The organism is Microbacterium sp. sgz311019 (assembly GCF_056135325.1).
In genome coordinates, this window is the sequence record NZ_JBWAXO010000003.1 from 1 (window position 1) to 21,232 (window position 21,232).

Here is a 21,232-nt window from a genome sequence, read left to right on the forward strand (position 1 = left end):
TCTTCTTCCACGCCCGGATCTCCACCGCCGCCTCACCGAGCGCGTGGGTGAGATCGGCGACCTCGGCCTCCAGCTGCGCCTCCCGCGTCGACGGACCCGTCCGGCCCGCGACCAGCGCGGCCTTGCCCGCCTCGAGGAACTCGGCCTTCCACCGCCCGATCGACTGCTCCGAGACCTTCTCCTTCCGGGCAGCCTCGGCGATCGAGACCTCCCCGGCAAGGACGGCCAGCACGATCCGGGTCTTCACATCCGGCGGGATCACCGGCGGTCTGCCCATCAGTCACCTCCTGGGACTCACACGCCGATCATGCCCTCACAACCGGCCTGCCAGAAAGCTTGACGCGGGACAACTCCGGCGAGCCACACAACCCGACCACGCAGCGCTCAAAGATCTGAGCCCCCAAACAAGGTCGTCACCCCGGGTGGCGGCCATCCCCCCATAGAGGGCCCCCGTCGAATCGATCGCGCGCGTGGTGCGCCCCGTGACCGCCGGGCTGAACGCAAGAGGACCGGCATCTGATTGGCCTTTGGCGCGCTCATGTGGCCATGCGAGGATCGGACAGTGCCCAAGAGCCGCAAGCGCAAGCTCAATCGCGAATCCGCGGTCGACTTCGAATCCACTTCGGCCGCACCCGCTGCCGAGCGGGCGACCGTTCGGCCAGGCACCTTCAACCCCAACGGCGACTTCTTCACCCCCGAGAGCGTGCTCGTTCGGCGGACGAAGGCCAATGTGACTCCCGGCCAGGCAGCCGACCTTGTCCGGCTCGGCGCCCGTGTCGCGTATGAAGGATGCGGCTGCGGAGGCGGCGGCGGCGGTTGCACGCCATCCTGGCCGGAACCCGCGGACATCGCGAAAGCCGCTTCAGCCGGCAAGCCGCATTTCACCAATGAGTACGGCTCACCGACATGGATCGACCTGTGGACCGGCGACGGGGCGAGCGTCGTCTTCCTCCACGGCGACGTCCGATGGGGAAACATCGCCGGGTAGCCGGGAACGGACGAACTACTCGCCCGGTGAGGGACCGGCATCGTGCGTCGCTGCACGGAGAATGTAGCCTCGTAGCGTCATGTGGCGATGTTCTGCGAGGAGGACCTGATGGGCATCAGTACCGGAGCCCTGGTCGCCGTCTTCGCTACGCTGTTCGTCGTCCTGGTGGTGGTATTCCTCATCGTTCGACGCAGGCGGTAGTTTCCCGTCCGCTCGCAAGCCCCCCCCCCCCCGGTGAGAGGTGGCTTGGCCGCCGGAGGCAGCCATCAGCATTGCGCACGAAGTCTCACCCATCGCGTGGAATGTCTGCAGCAGCGAGATTGCTTCAACGGGTGTGAACAACGACGTCAGCACGGCCCTGCACCGAAGTCAGCTCATCGACTTGACGACGACCGGTCGCCGTAGCGGGCTCCCTCGCCGCATCGAGATCTTCCTGCACGATGAGGACGGCGTGCTGTTCATCACCGGGATGCCGCGTCGAGACCGCATACGGGACTGGATACACAACATCACCGCAGACCCGCACGTCATCGTGCATTTGAAGAACGGCATCGAGGCCGACGTTCCTGCCACGGCGCGGGTCATCACCGATCCTCACGAAGCACGGCCGCTCATCGAGGCCGCCGCACGCCGATGGCGCAGAGACGATGTCGACGAGATGATCGCGCACAGTCCGCTCATCGTGCTGACCGCGGCCACCGCGCCCGCCGCCTGACCGCATTCCGAGTCACTGGTCTCCGTCCCGGCGCGAAAGAAGCCAGCCTCCCTGAGCTCGAGGAGCAGAGGGAAGGCACATGCCAGAACGATGGGGAACATTGGCGGGCGGTCGACAGACTGGCGGCATCACGCGAGAAGTGCACAATGGCCGATGACAGCATCCCGACCGGTGACCAAGCGGGTCAGGCTCCCTTGGTGTGCCCGGAATCGTCTGCGATCCGGTCACGCAGAGACTCTTGGTGTAGTCGCACATGCCAGCCAACCCCGAGATGAGATGCGACGCGGGCGATAGTGAGGTGGTCGATGACCAGGGCCGTCAGCGCCCATCGCAGAGCACCGCGGGAGAGCTTCGACCTCGGCTGGGCGGCCTGGGTCATGTCCTGCCGCCAGAGCCGACCGCGCCCGGAACATCGGTAACGGCGCACTCGAACCAGCAGCACGGTCGGCCGCATCCCGAACGGCACATGAGCCAGCCGCCGCACGATCGTGCCCCCACGGGACGCCTTCCGAACCACAGCGCGAACACCAGCCGTCCGCCGCGACAAGACGGCACTGGATCACCGCACAATGCGTCTCAATACGCTGTCCTGTCGCGACGAGCCCGAGCTCGTCAAGACGGCAGAACGCGGTCAGGTCGGCAGAGTCGAAGGTAGCGTTGGGCAGGTCGAGGTCTTCCCGGTGGGAGCGTAGGAACCTCCCATCATCGGAAGACTCGACCCTGACCCCGCCCGCGACGCGCTACCCACCGCTACACCCTCGTTTGCGATGAGCCACTTCTGCGAAAAAGGGAAAATCGGTGAAAGCGGCGATCAATAAGTTGACTCATTCAAGATCCAAGCATCGAAAGTCGAGGCATTGATAGTGATCATCCGACGGACATGGTTGAAAGCGATCATTCTTGTTGTCCTCGTGGGAATGGTGTATCTTCTCCCGTTACTGGCGACGCTGCCGGGAATTGTTCTCGGGGTGTTGATTGGCGCTATCCTCGTTGCAGGAGTAGCAATAGGGACGAGGTGTTTCCGTGTAGCGGGTGAGCCCGATAACCGACCGATGTGGCGGGCTACAGGTCGGCCCGCCGCTGGCTATCTACTTGCAGCGATGAGCCTCCTCCTTCTCGCGGACGCAGCAGCCACGTGGAAGCAAGATGAGCGGATGTCTGGCCCGTTGGCTGCGCTCGTTCCCACCCTCGTGTGGACTGGGCTGTTCCTGTTCTATCTGCAATCCAGCATCAGACTCTCGCTCCTACGGCGAGCTGCCCGTCGCGGCAGCGAACGTCGGGCGTGACTCTCCCTGACGCCTCGGTAGGCGGACCATCCCGCCTCCGTCACCCTCGCAGGATCACTGAGGCAGCCCCCGTCGCGGGCGTCCTCAATGACAGCAATGCGCACGGGTTAGATCCAATTGGAACCAGTTTTGCAGAAGATGCAACTGTTGTGGGGATTCCTGTCGGCCTAGGGCAACTGGGGATACGGGGACGACCAGTTCGTTACGGGCGGGTCTTGTACTATCCGCGGGGTTATTCAATATGGCGATGCCACAATTCACCCACACGCCAAGCAGACGGGCTACACGTACACAACACACCTTAGTCTCTGGACCTTGAGCATGAGTCGGGGCGAAAGGTCCGATCGATACTGTGCGTTATGGAACCCATCGGCGACCATGAAGCGATGAGCGATTTCGGCGAATGGTTCGCATTGATGATTGAGGGCTGACAGACGCGCGCTGGTGGACGGTCCATTGGTCGGCGTTCAGCCTTGTCCGTTGCACCACATCAGGGCGCCGGCGAGGACGCGGAAGCCGCGGTCGCTCAGGTTGTCGATTCGCAGGCTGCCCGGCCACTCGGCAGGCAGTCGCGCGTCGACCATGACGTCGGGCGGTCCGGTCAGGGCTCGACGCCGAAGATCCTCAGGAGGGCCGCACGGGGGATCATCCGGCGGGGGCCGAGCTGGACGGTGGGGATGGTCCCGCGCTCGACGCCGAGCTTGATGGTCCGATACTCGACGCCGACCAGCAGGGCGGCATCCTTGTAGGTGAGAGCGAGTGAGTTCTGCGAGCGGTTCATTTCCTACTCCTTTGTGAGCCACCTTTGTCAGCGCATGCGCACACGGTAGCACTGTCATGAGCCATATGTGTCATGAATGCGTCATGTCGAGCCTTGTTCAGCGAGAAGATGCCTGGGATACTGGCCGCATGGTGCACGCGGAGCATGTCGACGTCAGCGAGCAGCGGGTTCACGTCGGCAATGGCGTGACCGTCCCCGCATCCTGGACGGTTGTTCTTCGCGGCGAAGCCGGAGTCCCCGGGGACATCCAGGTGCACGCCGTCTACGACCCGAGCCTGAATCGCGTGGTCGCGGCCGAGGTCCGCGTTCTCCGCGACGGAGAAGGAGACGAGGTCACCAGCCTCACGTTGCGCGAAGTGCGGGTCCAGTACGCGCTACAGGTCAGCGGACTGGAGGTCTCCACAGTCACCGAGCCCGGCCACCCGACAGTGGGGGGTGCGATGTATCTTCAGCGGATGCAGACCCGCACCGACCGCGATCTCACGGCAAGTGTCGTGGATGCCTCGACGACATATCGGTTGGCAGCCACGATCAATTTGCCGCCCCTGCGCGCAGTGGCCGACTGCCTGGGGGTGAGCCAGAGCACCGCGACCCGGCTGATGAATCGGGCGCGCATCGAGGGGCTCGCGCCCGGTGTCAGTTTCCCGGATCCGTCAGCCACAGGACCGGTTGTCGGCCCTCCCGGCTCCAGCGGACCATCAATCGGCAGGTAGAGGAGCCTCGGTGCCACGTCGCCTCAACCAGGACGGAACCGTCTGGTACTTCACCAAGACGGGTGAGACCAGAACGGGATGGCGCGATGGGTAGCATTCACCCCTATACGACTGCGGCGGGCAAGCGGATGTACCGCATCAGCTATCGCGCGCCGGACCAGTCCCAACGCACCAAGCGCGGATTCCGCACGAAACGGGACGCTGAGCTCGCGCTCGCCCAAGTCGCGGTCGCGAAGAGCCGCGGTGAGTTCATCGATCCGGCCACGGCTGCGGTGACCGTCGACACGTTGGGGGAGCAGTGGCTTCAGCACCGGCAGGGCATCCTGAAGCCGTCGTCGTTCCGGCCACTGGAGTCTGCGTGGCGAAAGCACGTCCAGCCGAAGTGGGGCGCCCGCACGGTGGGCAGCATTCGCCACTCCGAGGTACAAGCGTGGGTTTCGGCGATGACGGGCGGATCGACGACTGTGCGACGCGCGCAAGGAGTGCTCGCCGGAATCCTCGACAACGCCGTCGCCGACCGCCGGCTCGCACGCAACGTCGCCCGGGACATCGATCTTCCAGCCAAGACTCGCAATGCACGCCGACACTATCTCACTCACGCTCAAGTGCAGACGCTCGCGGACCATGCCAGACACCCCACGCTCGTGCTGTTCCTGGCCTACACGGGCCTTCGCTGGGGTGAAGCGACAGCGCTCCGGATCCGGCATGTCGACACGCTCAGACGGCGCGTGAGCGTCGAGGAGAATGCCGTCCTGGTGTCGGCCCAGGTTCACGTCGGGTCGCCCAAGACGCACCACTCCCGATCAGTGGCCTACCCGAAGTTCCTCGCGCTGCCGCTCGCCCAGTTGGCCGAAGGCAAGGCGCGCGACCAACTGCTGTTCGGAGACGGCGACGAGCACCTGAAGTTGCCGGCGACACGCAACGGATGGTTCACGGTTGCCGTGCGCGCCACGCAGGCTGACGATCCGACATTTCCCAGGGTTACCCCTCACGACCTGCGGCACACGGCTGCGAGCCTCGCAGTGCAGACCGGTGCACACGTGAAAGCAGTGCAGAACATGCTCGGCCACGCGTCCGCGGCGATGACTCTCGATGTCTATGCCGACCTGTTCGACGACGACCTGGACGTGGTCGCAGACGCTCTCGACAAGGCGAAGCGCGATTCAAGTGTTGTCACGGTGTTGTCACGAGAAAGGGACCGCAAGGCCTGAATGGCCCGCGATCCCTTGTCCCGACTGGCGCCCCCGACAGGAATCGAACCTGCGACCTTTGGTACCGGAAACCAACGCTCTATCCCCTGAGCTACGGAGGCGTACCGATCGAGGTTATCACCTGCCGGCCTCGCCTCACGCCGCCGGGACCGCCCGCTCCGGCGTCGCAGCATGCTGCGAACCGGCAGAGGAACGGGCGGAGAAGGCGGCGATCGCGTCCATGACGTCGGGCGCGGCGAGGATGCGGTTGTGCCCGAGCCCCTCGGTCAGCATCACGGTCGCCTCGCCGGGCCAGGTCGACTGGATCGCCCGGGCGGCCCCGACCGGTACCGCTCGGTCGGCGCGGTCATGGATGACGAGGATCGGCGCCGCTCCGACGTCGCGCGGCGCCGGTCCCATCGCGATCGAGGCCATCGTGGGTCCGAGCCTGCGGGCCAGGGCATCGTTCACGCGGGCGGCCACGGCATCCGTCAATCCCACCTGACGTGCGTAAGCGTGCATCACCGCATCCGTCGAGGGAGGAGCGGAGATCGACACCACCTTCGCGCGCACCAGGCCGGCGAGCCGGGCGCGCTGAGCGGCGAGACCGCCGAAGGAGTGCGCGACGACGACATCGAAGTCGAAACGCGCATCGAGGGCGCGGATCGCCTCGATCCACAGGCCGATGTCAGCGGTGATCCCCGGCGACTCGCCGTGTGCGGGAGCGTCGAAGGCCACGATCGTCGCGTCCTCCTCGAAGCGGGACACGACCTCGGCGAACTGGGCCGCGCGCCCCTGCCAGCCGTGGATCAGCAGCATCCGCCGCTCCCCCGTGCCCCAGCGATAGACGGCGACCCGGCGACTCCCGACGGCGAGCGTCTCGCGCGCAGCGCGGTCCATCGCACCGCGCTGCTCCGGCCTCACCCGCATCCGCCGCCCCGGCGTGAGCATCGCCGCGCCCGCGATCCGGGCCATGGCCCGAGGCATTCTCCGGGACGCGGCATCCACCCATCGTGTGTCCATGAGGGAACTATACGTACGAACGGTCGTATACTCAATCCATGAGCACGACAGTGACGGACGCGCGACGGGCACGGGGCGACGCATCCCGCGAGCGCATCCTCGCCCAGGCGACCGACCTCGCCTCGACCTCCGGGCTGGACGGCGTCACGATCGGCGCCCTCGCCGAGACGACGGGTCACAGCAAGAGCGGCATCTCGACGCTCTTCGGAAGCAAGGAGTCGCTGCAGCTCGCGACGGTCGCCGCGGCGGCAGACATCTTCCGGCGCGAGGTCGTCGAGCCTGCCCGCGAGATCCCCCGCGGGCTCGAGCGGGTCGTCGCACTGCTGACCGGGATCATCTCGTACTCGCGCCGGCGGGTGTTCTCGGGCGGATGCTTCTTCCAGGCGTGCATCGCCGACATGGATTCGAAGCCCGGCCCGGTGCGCGACGCGCTGCGGGCGCACATCGCGCAGTGGGAGGGTTATCTGCAGGCGCAGGTCTCGTACGCGATCGCGAGCGGCGAGCTGAACGGGGATGCGCGCACCCTCGCCTTCACGCTGCTGGCGCTGTACGAGCTGTCGAACGCGCGCTCCCTGCTGACCGGCTCGGACGAGCCCTATCGCGTCGCCGCGGCGGGCATGACGTCGGTGCTGAGCGCGGCGGGGGCGGTCCGCATCCCGCCCGCGCTCAGCTCCTTCGAATGACTAGTGCTCACCCACCATCTTGAGGCCGATGACGCAGCCGACGAGTCCGAGGATGAGGAGCATCCGGACGATCGAGAAGGGCTCCGCGCCCGTGATCATGGCGTAGCCGACAGTGAGGGCGGCGCCGATGCCGACCCAGACCGCGTATGCGGTTCCGGTCGGGATGTCGCGCATCGCCCACGCGAGGCCGCCCATCGATGCGGCGAGGCTGACGCCGAAGATCACGGTCGGCCAGAGCTTCGAGAAGCCGTCGGACTTGCCGAGCGCCGTCGCCCAGACGGCCTCGAGCACACCGGAAACGATGAGAATGACCCACGACATGGCTGTCTCCACGGCCAGTCTTGTCGCGCACCGGGTACTGATCCGTCGTCCGGGGATCCGGTTGCGGATCCGCCTCGATTCTACCGAGGCGGGCTGGGCAGGCCCTGGGCAGCGTCAGACGCGGTTATAGGCGAGATCGCGGATGTCGCGGCCCTTCGCCGCTCCCTTCCGCTCGAACGCCGTGACGACCCGGCCCTCGTACCGCGGCGCCCACTCCCCCTCGAACCCGCGGACGAAGCCGGGCGCGGCATCCATCACCTCGCGCATCTGCCGCGCGTAGTCCTCCCAGTCGGTCGCAAGGCGCAGCATCCCCCCGGGCTTGAGCGCATCGCGCGCGATCGCCGCGAACTCGAGCGTGACGAGCCTCCGCTTGTTGTGCTTCGTCTTGTGCCACGGATCGGGGAAGAACACCCAGAGTTCGTCGACGGATGCCGCCGGCAGCAGGTGCTGGAGCACCTCCGGGGCGTTCGCCTCCGCGAGGCGCAGGTTGGCGACGCCGGCGCGGGCGGCGTCGAGCATCGTCCGGGCGAGCCCCGCCTTGAAAACCTCGACGGCGAGGAAGTCGGCGTCCGGCCTGCGGGATGCCGCGTGCACGATCGCGTGCCCCTGTCCCGACCCGATCTCCACGACGAGGGGCGCTGCGCGCCCGTAGACCTCGGCGACGTCGACCACGTTCCCCCGCGCGACGCTGGTCGCCGCGACCGCACGGTCGAAGGTCAGCATGTAGCGGGGTGCGAGCTCGGTCCACGCGCGCTCCTGGGCCTCGGACATCCGCCCGCTGCGGCGCACGAACGACACCGGGCGGTCGCGGTGGATCGGGGTCTCGGCGGGCGTGTCCGGCATCCTTCCAGGCTACCCAGGACCGCAGGTATGCCCGATCTCAGTCTCGATTCCCGTCGGGGGTCCGACTTGCGCTGAAGACGCACGATACCTGTGACTCCAGACTGAGATCGGGCACAGGCGCGCCCCGGGAGCCGACGGGTCAGGCGGTCACGAAGTCGATGAGCTCCTCGACGCGGCCGAGCAGCGCCGGCTCCAGATCGCGATACGAGTTCACCCGCGACAGGATGTGCTGCCACGCCCTGGCGAGGTCGGCCTGATCGTTCGCCGGCCAGCCGAGCGCGCGGCTCACCCCGACCTTCCACTCGATCCCGCGGGGCACCTCGGGCCAGGCATCGATGCCGAGCGCCCGCGGGGTCACGCACTGCCAGACGTCGACGAACGGGTGCCCGACGATCCGCAGGTACGGGCCGTACGGCCCCGCTTCGATCGCCTCGGCGATGCGCGACTCCTTCGACCCGGGCACGAGGTGGTCGACGAGCACGCCGTAGCGGCGCTCGGCGCTCGGCGGCTCGTCGCGCAGCGCCGCCTCGAGCAGGTCGACGCCCTGCAGGTACTCGACCACGACGCCCTCGTGGCGCAGGTCGTCGCCCCACACCTTCTCGACGAGCTCCGCGTCGTGACGCCCCTCGACGAAGATCCGGCTGGCGCGGGCGATGCGCGCGCGTGCATCGGGCGCCGCGAACGAGCCGGATGCCGTCCGCTGCGGCGCTGCGGGCGCCACGGGAGCGGGCACGATCAGCACGACGCCCTCACCCTCGACGAGGAACCCGGGCCCGAGCGGGAACAGCCGCCGACGACCGTGCCGGTCCTCCAGCTCGACGAGCCCTCCCGACACGCCGGTGACGGCTCCGCAGAAGCCGTCCTCGATCACCTCGACGACGAGATCACGGGATGCCGCGACCCGCGGCAGCGGTCGCTCGTGCGCCTTCTTCCATCCGGGCGCGAGCACGTCGGATCCGTACCGGTCGTCCACGACCACCTCCGCAGGGGAGCGTAGCGCCCGAGGCCGCGCGACCTGCGGCCCCGCACCGATCGCACGCCGATTTCCCGGCACGCGCCTACCCGCTGTCCGGCCGTCTGCATAGACTCGGACAACGGCCTCTGTGCTCGACAGGAGCGCCGCAGACGGCGGGCGAAACCGCTGTCGGAGGGGGATCGATGCGCGCTGGGTACGCGGCACCGGCGGTGACCAGATCGAGGATCGCCGCCCTCGTCACGGCCGTCGTGGTCGGGCTGGTGCTGATCGTCGCCCCCGCGGCATCCGCCGTCCCTCCTGTGACACTCGGCAAGACCTACGTGCTCGACCAGTCGGCAGTGCTCGACTCCGCCCAGACCGACACGGTGCAGACGCGGCTCGAGAAGCTCAAGACCGACACGAACCTCGACCTCTGGGTCGTCTACGTCGACTCGTTCACAGACCCCGCGAGCGCCGAGGAATGGGCGAACACGGTCGCGAAGGACAACGGCCTCGGCCCCAGTCAGTATCTGCTCGCCGTCGCCACCGGGACGCGGCAGTTCTACCTGTCGGGCGACTCGACGGGGCCCGTCTCCGACTCCCAGCTCACGCAGATCGAGCAGCAGGACATCCAGCCGAAGCTCGCGAAGGACGACTGGGCCGGAGCCGCGATCGCGGCCGCCGACGGGCTGACGGGCGCCGTGCAGGGCGGCGGGTTCGGGGGCGCGCTGACCTGGATCCTGGTGATCGTGGCGGTCGTCGTGGTGATCGTGGTGATCGTGGTGCTGCTGCGGCGCCGGCGGGCGCCGGCCCGCGTCGGTGCGGCGGCAGGCGGTGCCGCCGCCGGGACCGCCCCGCAGCCGAAGAAGCTGAGCCCGGCGGACGCGAAGAAGCTGGAGCAGGATGCATCCGCCGCCCTCGTCGCGACGGATGATGCGATCCGCACCAGCGAGCAGGAGCTGGGTTTCGCGACGGCCCAGTTCGGCGAGGCGTCGACGACCGAGTTCCAGGCCGCACTGAAGGCCGCCAAGGCGAACCTCGACGAGGCGTTCGGCCTCAAGCAGCAGCTCGACGACGAGGTCCCCGACACGATCGAGCAGCGGGCCGAGTGGAGCAGCCGCATCCTGAGTCTGTGCACGAGCGCCAACGACGGTCTCGACGAGAAGGCCAAGGACTTCGACGAGCTGCGGCAGCTCGAGCAGGATGCACCCGGCGCGATCGCTCGCACGGCCGCCGACCGAGAAGCCGTCGCCGCCGAGATCGACACCGCGAAGCAGCATTTGGCCGAGCTCGCAACGACCTTCGCGCCCGAGGCGCTCACCCTGGTCACCGACAACGTCACGCAGGCCACGCAGCGTCTGGACTTCGCGGCCGAGCAGCTGACTGCCGCACAGACGGCACTCACGGGCAGTGACGCCGGAGCCTCGGCCGTGCATATCCGCGCGGCCGAGGAGGCGGTCGGTCAGGCGCGCCTCCTCGAGCAGGCGATCGACAAGCTCGGCGGCGACCTCGAGTCGGCGCAGCAGCATCTCTCCTCTCTCGTCGACGAGGTGCAGGGCGACATGGCGGCCGCGCACGCCCTCCCCGACCCGGACGGGAAGATCGCGGCGTCGATCGTCACCGCACAGCTCGCCGTCAGCGACGCGCAGGCCGAGCTCGCGCGCAGCGAGCAGAAGCGTCCGCTCCTCGCGCTGCAGAACCTCGAAGCCGCGAACGCGCAGATCGACGCGGTCGTGCAAGGGGCACGGGATGCCGCGGCGCAGGCCGTGCGCGCGCGCCAGATGCTCGACCACCAGATCCTGCAGGCGCAGGCGCAGGTCTCGGCCGCCGAGGACTACCTCACCGCGCGCCGCGGCGCGATCGGCGCCGACGCTCGCACGCGCCTCGCCCAGGCGGGGGCCGAGCTCGCGCAGGCCCAGCAGCTGCAGGCGACGGATGCTGCGCAGGCCCTCACCCACGCGCAGCGCGCGAACCAGCTGGCCTCACAGGCGCTCACCCTCGCGCAGAACGACGTCGAGTCGTTCGCGCCCGCCGGCGCCCCGGCAGGCGGTGGAGGCGGGAACATGATGGGAGCCATCATCGGCGGCATCCTCATCAGCTCGCTGCTCAGCGGCGGATCGCACGGCGGATTCGGGGGCGGCGGATTCGGGGGCGGCGGATTCGGGGGCGGATTCAGCCCGGGAAGCTTCGGCGGCGGCGGAACCCGCGGTCGCCGGGGAGGCGGCCGCTTCTAGCCCGGCCGGGCACGCGGCATCCTCTATACAGACCGAAGGAAAGGAAGAACCGATGGCCAAGCAGTCCATCTTCGGGCGCATCTCCACGCTCTTGAAGGCGAACACCAATGCGCTCCTCGACTCCGCCGAGGACCCGCAGAAGATGCTCGACCAGCTCGTGCGGGACTACACGAACAGCATCGCCGACGCCGAGTCGGCGATCGCCGAGACGATCGGCAACCTGCGGCTGCTCGAGCGCGACCACGCCGAGGACGTCCAGGCGGCCGCGGAGTGGGGTGGCAAGGCGCTCGCCGCCAGCCGCAAGGGCGACGAGCTGCGCCGGGCCGGCAACACCGCCGACGCCGACAAGTTCGACAACCTCGCGAAGATCGCGCTCCAGCGCCAGATCAGCTCCGAGAACGACGCGAAGGCGGCCGAGCCGACGATCGCGACCCAGACCGAGGTCGTCGAGAAGCTCAAGGTCGGCCTCAACGGCATGAAGACCAAGCTCGACCAGCTCAAGGTCAAGCGCAGCGAGCTGCTCGCACGCGCGAAGACCGCCGAGGCGCAGAACAAGGTCGCCGACGCCGTCAAGTCGATCGACGTCCTCGACCCCACGAGCGAGATCGGCCGCTTCGAGGAGAAGGTCCGCCGCCAGGAGGCCCTCGCCCAGGGCAAGCAGGAGCTCGCCGCGTCGTCGCTCGACGCGCAGTTCGAGAGCCTCGAGGACATCGGGCAGCTGACCGAGGTCGAGGCACGGCTCGCCGCGCTGAAGTCCGGGAGCGGCGCGGCCGCGGTCACCGCGGCGCCCGAGCCCGCCGCCCTCGACGCCGGCCAGGAGTAAGCCCGTCGCGCGGGGTGCGGCCGGAGCGCCGCACCCCGTTCCGACGCGCCACAGTGCCGCCCCGACGGGCCACAATGGTCTGATGGCCCGCTTCGTGATCGTCCCCCAATGGCAGGGCTCGCCCTCGCCGCGTGCGATGCAGCTGATCGACGGCGCGCAGGCGATCGCCGGCGATCTGCCCCGCGCGTCCTGCACGCTCGTCGAGATCCCGTACGAGGCGGGCGAGTCGGTGGAGACGGGCATCCATCGGTTCAGCGCCCTCGCGCGCGTGCGCGCGCTGGCCGCCGAGGCCCTCGCGGCCCACGATCACGGTGACGACGTCGTCCTCATCGGCGGCGACTGCGGCATCGCGGTGCCGGCGGTCGAGCGGGCGGCCGGACACCACGAGAAGCTCGCGGTCGTGTGGTTCGACGCCCACCCCGACCTGCACACCCCGGCGACGTCGGAGTCGGGCGCGTTCAGCGGAATGGCGCTGCGCGCAGTGCTCGGCGGAGTCCCTGCCCCGCTCGGGCTCGAGCCCGGGACCGTCCTCCCCGAGCGCGTCATGCTCGTCGGCGCGCGCGACTACGACCCCGCCGAGGAGGAGGCCGTGACGACCGTCGGCATCTCGGTGCGCGGCGTCGACGCGGTCGCCGACGCGGACGCGTTCGCCGATGCGGTCGCCGCGACAGGGGCCGATGCGGTGTTCATCCACGTCGACCTCGACGTCCTTGATCCGGCCGACCTCGCGGGACTGAACGCGCCCGTGCCCTTCGGGTTGAGCAGTGCCGAGCTCATCGCGGCCATCGCGGCCCTGCGAGCCCGGCTCACCTACGCGGGCGGGAGCATCACCGGCTTCGCCCCCTCGACTCCGGCATCCGCCGTCGATGACCTCGGCACGATCCTGCGGCTCGTCGGGGCGCTGGCGTGACGTCCGGCCGGGAGGATGAGGCGGCCCGGGCGGCGTCCCGCGCGCGGCGGTGGGACCGCGCCATCCCGTCGGTCCTGCTCGACTCGCCGATCAGCCTCGTCGGCTACTGGTACGGCTGCGCGGTGGGCTGGATATGGGGCACGCTGTGGAGCACGGGCGCCATCGAGCAGCGCGGAGGCCTCTGGGTGTTCCGCGGTCTGCCCGCCTGGGCGTTCCCCCGCGGCGGCGTCTGCGTCGGCGGCTGCTACCTCACCGGCGATCTGCCCGTCACCGACGCGGTGCTGCGGCACGAGGCCGTGCACAAGGCGCAGTGGCGGCGGTACGGCTTCCTGATGCCCGTGCTCTATGCGCTGGCGGGCCGCGATCCGCTACGCAACCGCTTCGAGATCGAAGCCGGCCTGGCCGACGGCAACTACGTCTAGCCTCTGGGCGCGATGAGCCGCGCCCGCAGCGCCTCGATCACCTCGGGCTCGAGCCCGCTGTCGCGCAGGTAGCCGGCGGCGGAGCCGTGCGCGGCGGCGATGTGCGCGAGCATCCCCTTCATCACGGGTGCGGGAGAGCGCGTCGCGAGCTCCTCGAGATGCACCGCATCGGGATGCAGGGCCCGCAGCCGTGACACGACCGTTCGGTTGCGCTCGGCGGGCAGCAGCGCCTCGGTGCGGGCGTAGTCCGCGACGACGGCGGTCTCGTCGACGCCCGCCGCCGCGAGCGCGATCGCGACCGTCACGCCGGTGCGGTCCTTCCCGACCGTGCAGTGCACGAGCACCGGCGCGCTCGCGGCGATCCCCCGCACGGCGGCGACGATCGTCTGCGCCGAGTCGTCGACGAGGGAGCGATAGAGCTCCGCGAGCGACACGTCGTTCGAGAAGAACGACTCGACCGACCCGAGGAACAGCGGCAGGCGCTGCACGTGCGCGTCGACGCCGTCGAGCCGGCTGGGTGCGTGCGCCACCTCGTCGTCGTCGCGCAGGTCGATGATGGTCCGGATGCCGAGCGCGGCCAGCGCCTTCGTCCCCTCGGGGGTGAGTCTCGCGAGATTGCCGGAGCGGAACAGCATCCCGCTCCGCACGGCGCCCGCGCCCGCGGGAAGTCCCCCCACATCGCGGAAGTTGACCGCGCCGTGGATGACGGGATCGCTCATGCGCCTGGCTTCGGCGTCCGCGGCGGCACCGGGTAGCGACCCGCGATCGCGATGCGGTTGAACGAGTTGATCGACACGAGGAGCCAGCTCAGGGCGACGTACTCCTTCTCGGAGAGGATGCCTCCCACGTGGTCGTAGACCTCGTCGGAGACGCCGCCGTCGTGGATGTACACGAACGATTCGGTGAGCTCGAGCCCGGCGCGCTCGCGCTCGGTGAACACGCCCGAGTCGCGCCACGTCGCGATCTGCGAGATGACGTCGGCGTCCAGGCCCGCCTCGAGCGCCTTGTCGAGGTGCACCCGAACGCAGAACGCGCAGCCGTTCAGCTGCGACGCGTGGATCATCATGATCTCCTTGAACCGGTCGTCGATGCCGGCTGCGGCGGCGATCTCGTTGACCGTCTGGGTGAAGCTGTCGAGGGCGCGGTAGGCATCCATCGCGGAGCGGGACAGGTGGACGCGGCGCTCTTCCTTCTTCATGCCGCCAGACTATTGGCGTCCCACGTGGGGACGGGTCGGGCGCGGCGGATAGGATGCCGCGCATGGCCGACGACGTCGACGAGTTCTCCTTCCTTCCCGCGCAGGCTGCAGACCTCGGCCTGGACGCTCCCCTCCCCCGAGGCGAGCGCCTGACTCTCACGCTTCCCGACGGGCGGACGCTGAGCGCGCTGCGCTACCTGCCCGCCGGAAGCGAGGACCCGCCGGTCGTCACCTTCCTGCACGGGGCCGGACTGAACGCGCACACCTGGGACACCACCATCCTCGCTCTCGGCCTTCCCGCGCTCGCGATCGATCTCGCCGGGCACGGCGACTCGTCGTGGCGGGAAGATGCCGCGTACATCCCGCGGGTGCTCGCCCCCGACGTGGTCGCGGCCCTGCAGACGTGGACCGACGCGCCGCAGGTGCTCGTCGGGCAGTCGCTCGGCGCGCTCACCGCGGCCGCGGTCGCCGCCTCCGCTCCGGAGCTCGTCCGTGACCTCGTCATGATCGACATCACTCCCGGCATCGACCAGGGCGAGGGTCCCTCGCAGATCCGCGCGTTCTTCGCCGGCCCGACGGACTGGGCGTCGCGCGACGAGCTCGTCGAGAAGGCGCTCGCGTTCGGACTCGGCGGATCGCGGGAGGCCGCCACCCGTGGCGTCTTCCTGAACTCGCGCGTGCGCGCCGACGGCCGCGTCGAGTGGAAGCACCACTTCGCGCACCTCGCGGCTGCAGCCGCGAACGCCCCGGAGACCGCGCACGGCACGGGCGACGAGCTCACCGCAGTGCTGTCCGAGACGGGATGGGACGATCTGGATGCCGTGTCCGCGCCCATCACCCTGATCCGCGGGGATCACGGCTATGTGACGGATGCCGATGCCGGGGAGTTCGCGCGGCGGGTGCCCGCCGCATCCCTCTACGTCGTTCCGACCGGGCACAACGTTCAGGAAGAGATCCCTGCCGATCTCGGCCGTCTGCTGAGCGGCATCGCCGGCTGAGCCGGCTGCGCTGACGCGGGCGCGCGGAACACGCCGCCCGCTCGTGCTGTTGGAGCAAGGGTGCGGGAAACCCGCGTCGTACCGACGTCCTAGGCTGTAGGCGCACCATCGCCGCACAGCAACCCGCGGCCCTGAAGCATGCGAAAGGACCCCCGAATGCCCCGCCGCGCCCCCTTCGTGGCCGCCGCCGCCCTGCTCGCGTCCGCTGCGCTCGCGCTGACCGCCTGCACCGGCGGCTCGTCGTCGTCGAGCACCTCCTCGGCCGCGGCCGACCCGAACGCGACGGTCGACGTGCGCCTGGTGCTCGAGCCGGGCAACCTCGACATCCGGCAGACGGCGGGAGCCGCCCTCGACCAGATCCTGATCGACAACGTGTACCAGGGACTCGTGTCCCGCACGCCGCAGCAGAAGATCGTCCCCGCCCTGGCGAGCGATTGGAGCGTCTCGTCCGACGGCCTCACCTACACGTTCACGCTGCGTCAGGACGTGACGTTCGACGACGGGCAGGCCCTCACCCCCGAAGACGTGGTCTGGTCCCTGCAGACCCGCAAGGCCACCGCCGCCTGGAGCGACTCCGCACGCCTCGCGAACGTGTCGAACATCGCCGCCGAAGGGCAGAGGATCACCCTGACCCTGACGAAGCCCGACTCCGCGCTGCTGTGGAACCTGACCGGGCGCGCGGGCATCATCCTGAAGAAGGACGACACGGTCGATTACAAGACGAAGGCGAACGGCACCGGCCCGTTCCTCCTGACGTCCTGGAAGCAGGGCGACAGCATCACGTTCCAGCGCAACGACAAGTACTGGGGCACCAAGGCGAAGGCCAAGGAGATCGTCTGGGACTACATCCCCGACAACCAGGCCGCGCTGAACGGGGCGCTCGCCGGTGAGCTCGACGTCGTCACCGGGTTCGATGCGACGCTGAAGCAGCAGATCGAGGCGAACGGCGGCTTCTCGCTGAAGCTCGGCAGTGCGACCGACAAGTTCGTGCTCACCATGAATCAGACCTCCGGCCCGCTGGCCGACAAGCGCGTCCGCCAGGCGATCCGCCAGGCCATCGACCACGACGCGATCGTCAAGGCCGTCGGCTCGGGCGTGCCGCTGTACGGACCGATCCCGAAGACCGACCCGGGCTTCCAGGACCTGTCCAAGGTCGCCCCGTACAACCCGGACGCCGCGAAGAGACTCCTCGCCGACGCGGGCGAGAAGAACCTCACGCTGACGCTGACGATGCCGTCCTTCTACGGCACGACGATCCCCCAGCTGCTCGTCTCCGATCTGAACAAGGTCGGCATCACCCTGAAGGTGAGCTCCGTCGACTTCTCCACCTGGCTGCAGGACGTCTACACGAACAAGGACTACGAACTGAGCCTGGTCGACCACGCCGAGGCCCGCGACTTCGAGAACTGGGCCGATCCGACCTACTACTTCACGTACGACAACGCGAAGGTGCAGGACCTCTACGCCCAGTCCCTGGCCGCGACCAGCGACGCGCAGGCCTCCGACCTGCTCGCGCAGGCCGCCCGCATCGTGTCAGAAGACATGGCCGCCGACTGGCTCTACAACTGGAACTCCGTCCTCGCCGTCGGCACGAACGTCTCCGGCATGCCCATCGACAACGTCAACGCCCGCATCAACGCCGCTGAGCTCACCAAGAGCGCGGGGTGATCCGCTACACGCTGACGCGTCTGGCCCTGCTCGTCGTGGGGCTCGTGGTGGCCAGCGTGCTCATCTTCCTCGCGCTGCGGGTGCTCCCGGGCGACATCGCGACCCTCATCGCGGGGACGAGCAGCACGCCCGCGCAGATCTCGGCGATCCGCCGGCAGCTGGGACTGGACGCGCCGCTGTTCGCCCAGTTCGCCGACTGGATCGGCGGTGTGGCGCGCGGCGACCTGGGGACGTCGCTGCGCACCGGTTCGACCGTCGCGAGCGAGATCGTCGACAAGGCGCAGGTCACCGTTCCCCTCGGCATCATGGCGCTCACCATCGCGATCGTCTTCAGCGTGCCGCTCGGCGTGCTGTCGGCGATGCGGCGCAGCCGTCCGGACGGCACTGCTCTGAGCGTCGGCGCGCAGGCGCTCGCAGCCGTGCCCGTCGTCTGGGCGGGCATGATGCTGGTCGTCGTCTTCGCCGTGTGGCTGGGCTGGCTGCCTGCGCAGGGCTTCCCGCGCACGGGGTGGCAGACCCCCTGGCCGGCATTCCGGGCGCTGATCCTCCCCGCGATCACGATCGGGATCGTCGAGGGCGCGATGCTGATGCGCTTCGTGCGCAGCGCGACACTGCAGGCGGTCGGGCAGGACTATGTGCGCACCGCCGCCGCCAAGGGGCTCACGCGCAACCAGGCCCTCGTGCGCCACGGACTGCCGAGCGTCGGTCTGTCGATCATCACCGTGCTGGGACTGCAGATCGCCGGCATCATCGTCGGCGCGGTGATCATCGAGCAGCTGTTCTCCCTCCCCGGAATCGGACGGATGCTCGTGGCCGACGTCGCCGCGCGCGATCTGCCGAAGGTGCAGGGCGAGCTTCTCGTGCTCACGAGCTTCGTCCTGATCGTCGGCTTCGTCGTCGACCTCGTCCACCGCATCATCGACCCCCGGCAACGGGAGGCGACATGAGCTGGCTCGCCCGGCTGTGGAGCGTGTCGACGGCCCGATTCGGGCTCATCGTCGTGATCGTCGTCATCGCGGGCGCGATCGTGTCGCTGTTCTGGACCCCCTACGACCCGAGCAGCACCGACGTCGCGAACCGCTGGGCGCTGCCGGGCGCGACGCATCCGCTCGGAACCGACGCGACCGGCCGTGACATCCTGAGCCTCATCATGGCGGGCGCCCGGACCACGGTGATCGTCGCCGTGAGCGCAGGGGTCATCGCCACCGTCATCGGCGTTGCGCTCGCCGCGCTCGGCGCCCTGACCGCCCGCTGGGTCCGCGAATCCGTGGCGGTTCTCGTCGACATCCTCGTCGCGTTCCCCGTGCTCATCATCGCGATGATGATCGCGGCCGTGTTCGGCGGGTCGCTGTGGGTCGTCATCTGGGCCGTCGGGATCGGCTTCGGCGTCAACATCGCCCGCGTGACGCGGCCCGAGCTGCGCCGAGTGCTGCGCAGCGACTTCGTGCTCGCCGGTCGCGCGGCGGGGCTGACCTCGGGACAGAACCTGTGGCGCCACCTGCTGCCGAACGTCGCGCCCGTGTTCATCGTGCAGCTGTCGTGGGGCATGGCGGTGGCCGTGCTCGCCGAGGCGGGCCTGTCGTACCTCGGGTTCGGCGCGCCGGTGACGACGCCCTCATGGGGTGTGCTGCTCGCGGAGCTCCAGCAGTACCTGACCGTGCATCCGCTGTCGGTGCTGTGGCCGGGCCTCGCAATCGCGTTCACCGTGCTCGGCCTGAACCTCCTCGGCGACGGCGTCCGCGAGGCGACCGATCCGACGCTCTCGCGCCGCCGCTCCCCCTCGGCGGGACGTGCACGGCAGCACCAGCCGGAGGTGGTCTCGTGAGCCTCGAGGTGCGCGACCTCACGGTCGAGATCGACGGCCGGCGCGTCGTCGACGGCGTCTCGTTCGACGTGCCCGACGGAGCCCGCGTGGGACTGATCGGCGAGTCCGGGTCCGGCAAGTCGCTGACGGCGCTCGCGATCCTGGGGCTGCTCCCCGACGGCGTGACCGCCAGCGGCAGCGTCCGCTGGGACGGTCGCGAGATCCTCGGCCTGCCGGACCGCGAGCTCGCCGAGCTGCGGGGCGACGACATCGGGATCGTCTTCCAGGAGCCGCAGACAGCCCTGAACCCGATCCGGACCGTGGGACGCCAGATCGCCGAGGCCGTGCGCATCCACGAGCACGTCTCCCGCGCGCACGCGCGCGCCAGGGCGATCGCCGAGGCCGAGCGCGTCTCGCTCCCTGACCCCGCGCGCACCGTCGACCGCTACCCGCACCAGCTGTCGGGCGGCCAGCGCCAGCGCGTCGCGATCGCGATGGCGCTCGCCTGCCGCCCCCGGCTGCTCATCGCGGACGAGCCGACGACGGCGCTCGACGTGACGATCCAGGCCGAGATCCTCGACCTCCTCGGCGCCCTCGTCGCCGACGACGGCATGTCGCTCGTGTTCATCACGCACGACCTCGCGGTCCTCGCGCGCATCGCGACCGATGCCGTCGTCCTCGCACACGGCCGGGTGGTGGAGCGGGGATCCGTGGCCGACCTGCTCACGGCGCCCGTCTCGCCGGTGACCCAGGCGCTCGTCCGCGATGCGACGGCGACGCTGTGGCGCCCCGCATCCACCGATCCCGGCGGCCAAGGAGGCGAGGAGTGATGACCGACCCCCTCGTTCGTGTGCGCGGGCTGACCCGCCGGCACCGCGTTCCGACGTCCACGCTCTTCGAGCGGAAGGCCTTCACGACGGCTCTCGACGACGTCGACGTCGACGTGCGCGAGGGCAGCGCCCTCGGCGTGATCGGCGAGTCCGGATCCGGCAAGTCGACGCTCGTCCGCCTGATGCTCGGCCTCGACTCGCCGACCGAGGGCACCGTCCGGTTCGACGGACAGCTGGTGGATGCGGGCGCCTCCGCCCGCCGCCTGCACTGGCTGCGGCGCCAGAGCGGAATCGTGTTCCAGGACCCGTATGCGTCGCTGGATCCCCGCATGAGCGTCGGCCGGGCCGTCGGAGAGCCGCTGTGGGCGCTCGATCTGCTGGAGAGTTCCGCCGCACGCCGTGCACGGGTCGCCGAGACGCTCGCCGACGTTGGCCTCGAGCCGGACGCGGCCGCGCGGTATCCGCATGAGTTCTCCGGCGGCCAGCGGCAGCGCATCGCGCTCGCGCGCGCCGTCGTGCACCGACCGCGCCTGCTCGTCGGAGATGAGCCGATGTCGGCGCTCGATGTCACCGTGCGCGCGCAGATCCTGGAGCTGCTGGCGAGGCTGCGCGAGCGCGACGGCCTCACGCTGGTGATCGTCTCGCACGACATCGGCGTGGTGCAGAACCTGTGCGACGACGTCGTCGTCATGAAGGACGGGCGTGTCGTCGAGCAGGGGCCGACGGCGACGGTTCTGCTCCAGCCGCAGGCGGACTACACGCGGCGTCTGCTGGCGTCGATCCCGTCCCTCCCCGCGCGCTGAACCGCAGACGACCCGATCCACGATGCTGTCCGGGCCCGCCGATA

Annotated in this window: 23 protein-coding genes, 1 tRNA gene, 1 pseudogene and 1 riboswitch; of the genes and pseudogenes, 15 read left to right on the forward strand and 10 right to left on the reverse strand. The window is 69.5% G+C overall.

Going from position 1 to position 21,232, the window contains the following annotated elements:
* Positions 1-277, reverse strand: a 277-nt coding sequence (locus tag AC0NZN_RS05505) for a transposase (protein WP_474591276.1), incomplete at its 3' end; no start/stop codon positions are given.
* Positions 278-562: 285 nt separating this feature from the next.
* On the opposite strand from AC0NZN_RS05505, the gene AC0NZN_RS05510 reads away from it, so the two are divergent.
* Both AC0NZN_RS05510 and AC0NZN_RS05515 read left to right on the forward strand, forming a co-directional pair.
* Positions 563-988 (forward strand): hypothetical protein, encoded by a 426-nt coding sequence (locus tag AC0NZN_RS05510; RefSeq protein WP_474591277.1) that lies wholly within the window; start codon positions 563-565, stop codon positions 986-988.
* Positions 989-1,322: 334 nt separating this feature from the next.
* On the forward strand, positions 1,323-1,703 hold the full coding sequence (locus AC0NZN_RS05515) for a nitroreductase family deazaflavin-dependent oxidoreductase (RefSeq protein WP_474591278.1): 381 nt from the start codon (positions 1,323-1,325) through the stop codon (positions 1,701-1,703).
* 256 nt (positions 1,704-1,959) lie between these two features.
* Here the strand turns inward: AC0NZN_RS05515 and AC0NZN_RS05520 are convergent.
* Positions 1,960-2,368, reverse strand: a pseudogene (locus AC0NZN_RS05520) (transposase family protein); the annotation flags it as partial.
* Between the two features lie 1,222 nt (positions 2,369-3,590).
* Complete coding sequence (locus tag AC0NZN_RS05525) at positions 3,591-3,770, reverse strand: DNA-binding protein (protein WP_474591279.1); 180 nt, start codon at positions 3,768-3,770, stop codon at positions 3,591-3,593.
* Positions 3,771-3,898: 128 nt separating this feature from the next.
* Here AC0NZN_RS05525 and AC0NZN_RS05530 point away from each other — a divergent pair, with 128 nt between their 5' ends.
* Together AC0NZN_RS05530 and AC0NZN_RS05535 are read left to right on the forward strand one after the other, a co-directional pair.
* The gene (locus tag AC0NZN_RS05530) at positions 3,899-4,483 is read left to right on the forward strand and encodes a hypothetical protein (protein ID WP_474591280.1); all 585 of its coding nucleotides are present in this window, start codon (positions 3,899-3,901) and stop codon (positions 4,481-4,483) included.
* A gap of 86 nt (positions 4,484-4,569) precedes the next feature.
* Entirely contained in the window at positions 4,570-5,694 is a 1,125-nt protein-coding gene (locus AC0NZN_RS05535; protein ID WP_474591281.1) for a tyrosine-type recombinase/integrase, read from the forward strand.
* Between the two features lie 25 nt (positions 5,695-5,719).
* Here the strand turns inward: AC0NZN_RS05535 and AC0NZN_RS05540 are convergent.
* Both AC0NZN_RS05540 and AC0NZN_RS05545 read right to left on the reverse strand, forming a co-directional pair.
* Positions 5,720-5,795 (reverse strand) — tRNA-Arg (locus AC0NZN_RS05540).
* Between the two features lie 34 nt (positions 5,796-5,829).
* Positions 5,830-6,696, reverse strand: coding sequence for an alpha/beta fold hydrolase (locus AC0NZN_RS05545; RefSeq protein WP_474591282.1), 867 nt, complete (start codon positions 6,694-6,696; stop codon positions 5,830-5,832).
* A 38-nt stretch (positions 6,697-6,734) separates the two neighbouring features.
* Between AC0NZN_RS05545 and AC0NZN_RS05550 the strand changes: the two genes are divergently transcribed.
* Positions 6,735-7,379: a TetR/AcrR family transcriptional regulator gene (locus AC0NZN_RS05550; RefSeq protein WP_474591283.1), complete on the forward strand. Its 645-nt coding sequence runs from the start codon at positions 6,735-6,737 to the stop codon at positions 7,377-7,379.
* On the opposite strand, the gene AC0NZN_RS05555 is transcribed toward AC0NZN_RS05550, so the two are convergent.
* The 3 genes from AC0NZN_RS05555 to AC0NZN_RS05565 form a co-directional block, all read right to left on the reverse strand.
* On the reverse strand, positions 7,380-7,700 hold the full coding sequence (locus AC0NZN_RS05555; protein WP_474591284.1) for a DMT family transporter: 321 nt from the start codon (positions 7,698-7,700) through the stop codon (positions 7,380-7,382).
* Positions 7,701-7,709: 9 nt separating this feature from the next.
* Positions 7,710-7,774: riboswitch (guanidine-III (ykkC-III) riboswitch) on the reverse strand.
* A 40-nt stretch (positions 7,775-7,814) separates the two neighbouring features.
* Positions 7,815-8,543, reverse strand: coding sequence for a tRNA (guanosine(46)-N7)-methyltransferase TrmB (trmB, locus tag AC0NZN_RS05560; protein ID WP_474591285.1), 729 nt, complete (start codon positions 8,541-8,543; stop codon positions 7,815-7,817).
* 139 nt (positions 8,544-8,682) lie between these two features.
* Complete coding sequence (locus AC0NZN_RS05565; protein ID WP_474591286.1) at positions 8,683-9,516, reverse strand: DUF3097 family protein; 834 nt, start codon at positions 9,514-9,516, stop codon at positions 8,683-8,685.
* A 212-nt stretch (positions 9,517-9,728) separates the two neighbouring features.
* Between AC0NZN_RS05565 and AC0NZN_RS05570 the strand changes: the two genes are divergently transcribed.
* The 4 genes from AC0NZN_RS05570 (at position 9,729) to AC0NZN_RS05585 (ending at position 13,887) form a co-directional block, all read left to right on the forward strand.
* Positions 9,729-11,732, forward strand: a complete 2,004-nt coding sequence (locus AC0NZN_RS05570; RefSeq protein WP_474591287.1) for a TPM domain-containing protein — start codon at positions 9,729-9,731, stop codon at positions 11,730-11,732.
* A 52-nt stretch (positions 11,733-11,784) separates the two neighbouring features.
* Positions 11,785-12,555 (forward strand): PspA/IM30 family protein, encoded by a 771-nt coding sequence (locus tag AC0NZN_RS05575; protein ID WP_474591288.1) that lies wholly within the window; start codon positions 11,785-11,787, stop codon positions 12,553-12,555.
* 82 nt (positions 12,556-12,637) lie between these two features.
* Positions 12,638-13,465, forward strand: coding sequence for an arginase family protein (locus tag AC0NZN_RS05580; protein ID WP_474591289.1), 828 nt, complete (start codon positions 12,638-12,640; stop codon positions 13,463-13,465).
* Positions 13,462-13,887: a Fe-S oxidoreductase gene (locus AC0NZN_RS05585; protein WP_474591290.1), complete on the forward strand. Its 426-nt coding sequence runs from the start codon at positions 13,462-13,464 to the stop codon at positions 13,885-13,887. The genes AC0NZN_RS05580 and AC0NZN_RS05585 overlap by 4 nt, the downstream gene beginning before the upstream one ends.
* On the opposite strand, the gene AC0NZN_RS05590 is transcribed toward AC0NZN_RS05585, so the two are convergent.
* On the reverse strand, positions 13,884-14,606 hold the full coding sequence (locus tag AC0NZN_RS05590) for a tyrosine-protein phosphatase (protein WP_474591291.1): 723 nt from the start codon (positions 14,604-14,606) through the stop codon (positions 13,884-13,886). The two genes, AC0NZN_RS05585 and AC0NZN_RS05590, sit on opposite strands and share 4 nt — an antisense overlap.
* A complete protein-coding gene (locus tag AC0NZN_RS05595; RefSeq protein WP_474591292.1) occupies positions 14,603-15,085 on the reverse strand; it encodes a carboxymuconolactone decarboxylase family protein in 483 nt (160 codons plus the stop codon). The genes AC0NZN_RS05590 and AC0NZN_RS05595 overlap by 4 nt, the downstream gene beginning before the upstream one ends.
* Positions 15,086-15,147: 62 nt before the next feature.
* Between AC0NZN_RS05595 and AC0NZN_RS05600 the strand changes: the two genes are divergently transcribed.
* From AC0NZN_RS05600 to AC0NZN_RS05625, 6 genes are all read left to right on the forward strand, one after another.
* A complete protein-coding gene (locus tag AC0NZN_RS05600; protein ID WP_474591293.1) occupies positions 15,148-16,083 on the forward strand; it encodes an alpha/beta fold hydrolase in 936 nt (311 codons plus the stop codon).
* 156 nt (positions 16,084-16,239) lie between these two features.
* Positions 16,240-17,751, forward strand: a complete 1,512-nt coding sequence (locus AC0NZN_RS05605) for an ABC transporter substrate-binding protein (RefSeq protein WP_474591294.1) — start codon at positions 16,240-16,242, stop codon at positions 17,749-17,751.
* A complete protein-coding gene (locus AC0NZN_RS05610; protein WP_474591295.1) occupies positions 17,748-18,698 on the forward strand; it encodes an ABC transporter permease in 951 nt (316 codons plus the stop codon). Before AC0NZN_RS05605 ends, AC0NZN_RS05610 begins: the two co-directional genes overlap by 4 nt.
* A complete protein-coding gene (locus AC0NZN_RS05615; RefSeq protein ID WP_474591296.1) occupies positions 18,695-19,576 on the forward strand; it encodes an ABC transporter permease in 882 nt (293 codons plus the stop codon). The genes AC0NZN_RS05610 and AC0NZN_RS05615 overlap by 4 nt, the downstream gene beginning before the upstream one ends.
* A complete protein-coding gene (locus AC0NZN_RS05620; protein ID WP_474591297.1) occupies positions 19,573-20,385 on the forward strand; it encodes an ABC transporter ATP-binding protein in 813 nt (270 codons plus the stop codon). Before AC0NZN_RS05615 ends, AC0NZN_RS05620 begins: the two co-directional genes overlap by 4 nt.
* Positions 20,385-21,188, forward strand: a complete 804-nt coding sequence (locus AC0NZN_RS05625; protein ID WP_474591298.1) for an ABC transporter ATP-binding protein — start codon at positions 20,385-20,387, stop codon at positions 21,186-21,188. Before AC0NZN_RS05620 ends, AC0NZN_RS05625 begins: the two co-directional genes overlap by 1 nt.
* Positions 21,189-21,232 lie beyond the last annotated feature (44 nt).

Coding starts and splice junctions, on each gene's coding strand:
- trmB (WP_474591285.1), bottom strand. CDS start 8,543: ATGCCGGACACGCCCGCCGAGACCCCGATCCACCGCGACCGCCCGGTG.
- AC0NZN_RS05530 (WP_474591280.1), top strand. CDS start 3,899: ATGGTGCACGCGGAGCATGTCGACGTCAGCGAGCAGCGGGTTCACGTC.
- AC0NZN_RS05550 (WP_474591283.1), top strand. CDS start 6,735: ATGAGCACGACAGTGACGGACGCGCGACGGGCACGGGGCGACGCATCC.
- AC0NZN_RS05525 (WP_474591279.1), bottom strand. CDS start 3,770: ATGAACCGCTCGCAGAACTCACTCGCTCTCACCTACAAGGATGCCGCC.
- AC0NZN_RS05545 (WP_474591282.1), bottom strand. CDS start 6,696: ATGGACACACGATGGGTGGATGCCGCGTCCCGGAGAATGCCTCGGGCC.
- AC0NZN_RS05625 (WP_474591298.1), top strand. CDS start 20,385: ATGACCGACCCCCTCGTTCGTGTGCGCGGGCTGACCCGCCGGCACCGC.
- AC0NZN_RS05535 (WP_474591281.1), top strand. CDS start 4,570: ATGGGTAGCATTCACCCCTATACGACTGCGGCGGGCAAGCGGATGTAC.
- AC0NZN_RS05600 (WP_474591293.1), top strand. CDS start 15,148: ATGGCCGACGACGTCGACGAGTTCTCCTTCCTTCCCGCGCAGGCTGCA.
- AC0NZN_RS05590 (WP_474591291.1), bottom strand. CDS start 14,606: ATGAGCGATCCCGTCATCCACGGCGCGGTCAACTTCCGCGATGTGGGG.
- AC0NZN_RS05580 (WP_474591289.1), top strand. CDS start 12,638: ATGGCCCGCTTCGTGATCGTCCCCCAATGGCAGGGCTCGCCCTCGCCG.
- AC0NZN_RS05615 (WP_474591296.1), top strand. CDS start 18,695: ATGAGCTGGCTCGCCCGGCTGTGGAGCGTGTCGACGGCCCGATTCGGG.
- AC0NZN_RS05575 (WP_474591288.1), top strand. CDS start 11,785: ATGGCCAAGCAGTCCATCTTCGGGCGCATCTCCACGCTCTTGAAGGCG.
- AC0NZN_RS05555 (WP_474591284.1), bottom strand. CDS start 7,700: ATGTCGTGGGTCATTCTCATCGTTTCCGGTGTGCTCGAGGCCGTCTGG.
- AC0NZN_RS05595 (WP_474591292.1), bottom strand. CDS start 15,085: ATGAAGAAGGAAGAGCGCCGCGTCCACCTGTCCCGCTCCGCGATGGAT.
- AC0NZN_RS05605 (WP_474591294.1), top strand. CDS start 16,240: ATGCCCCGCCGCGCCCCCTTCGTGGCCGCCGCCGCCCTGCTCGCGTCC.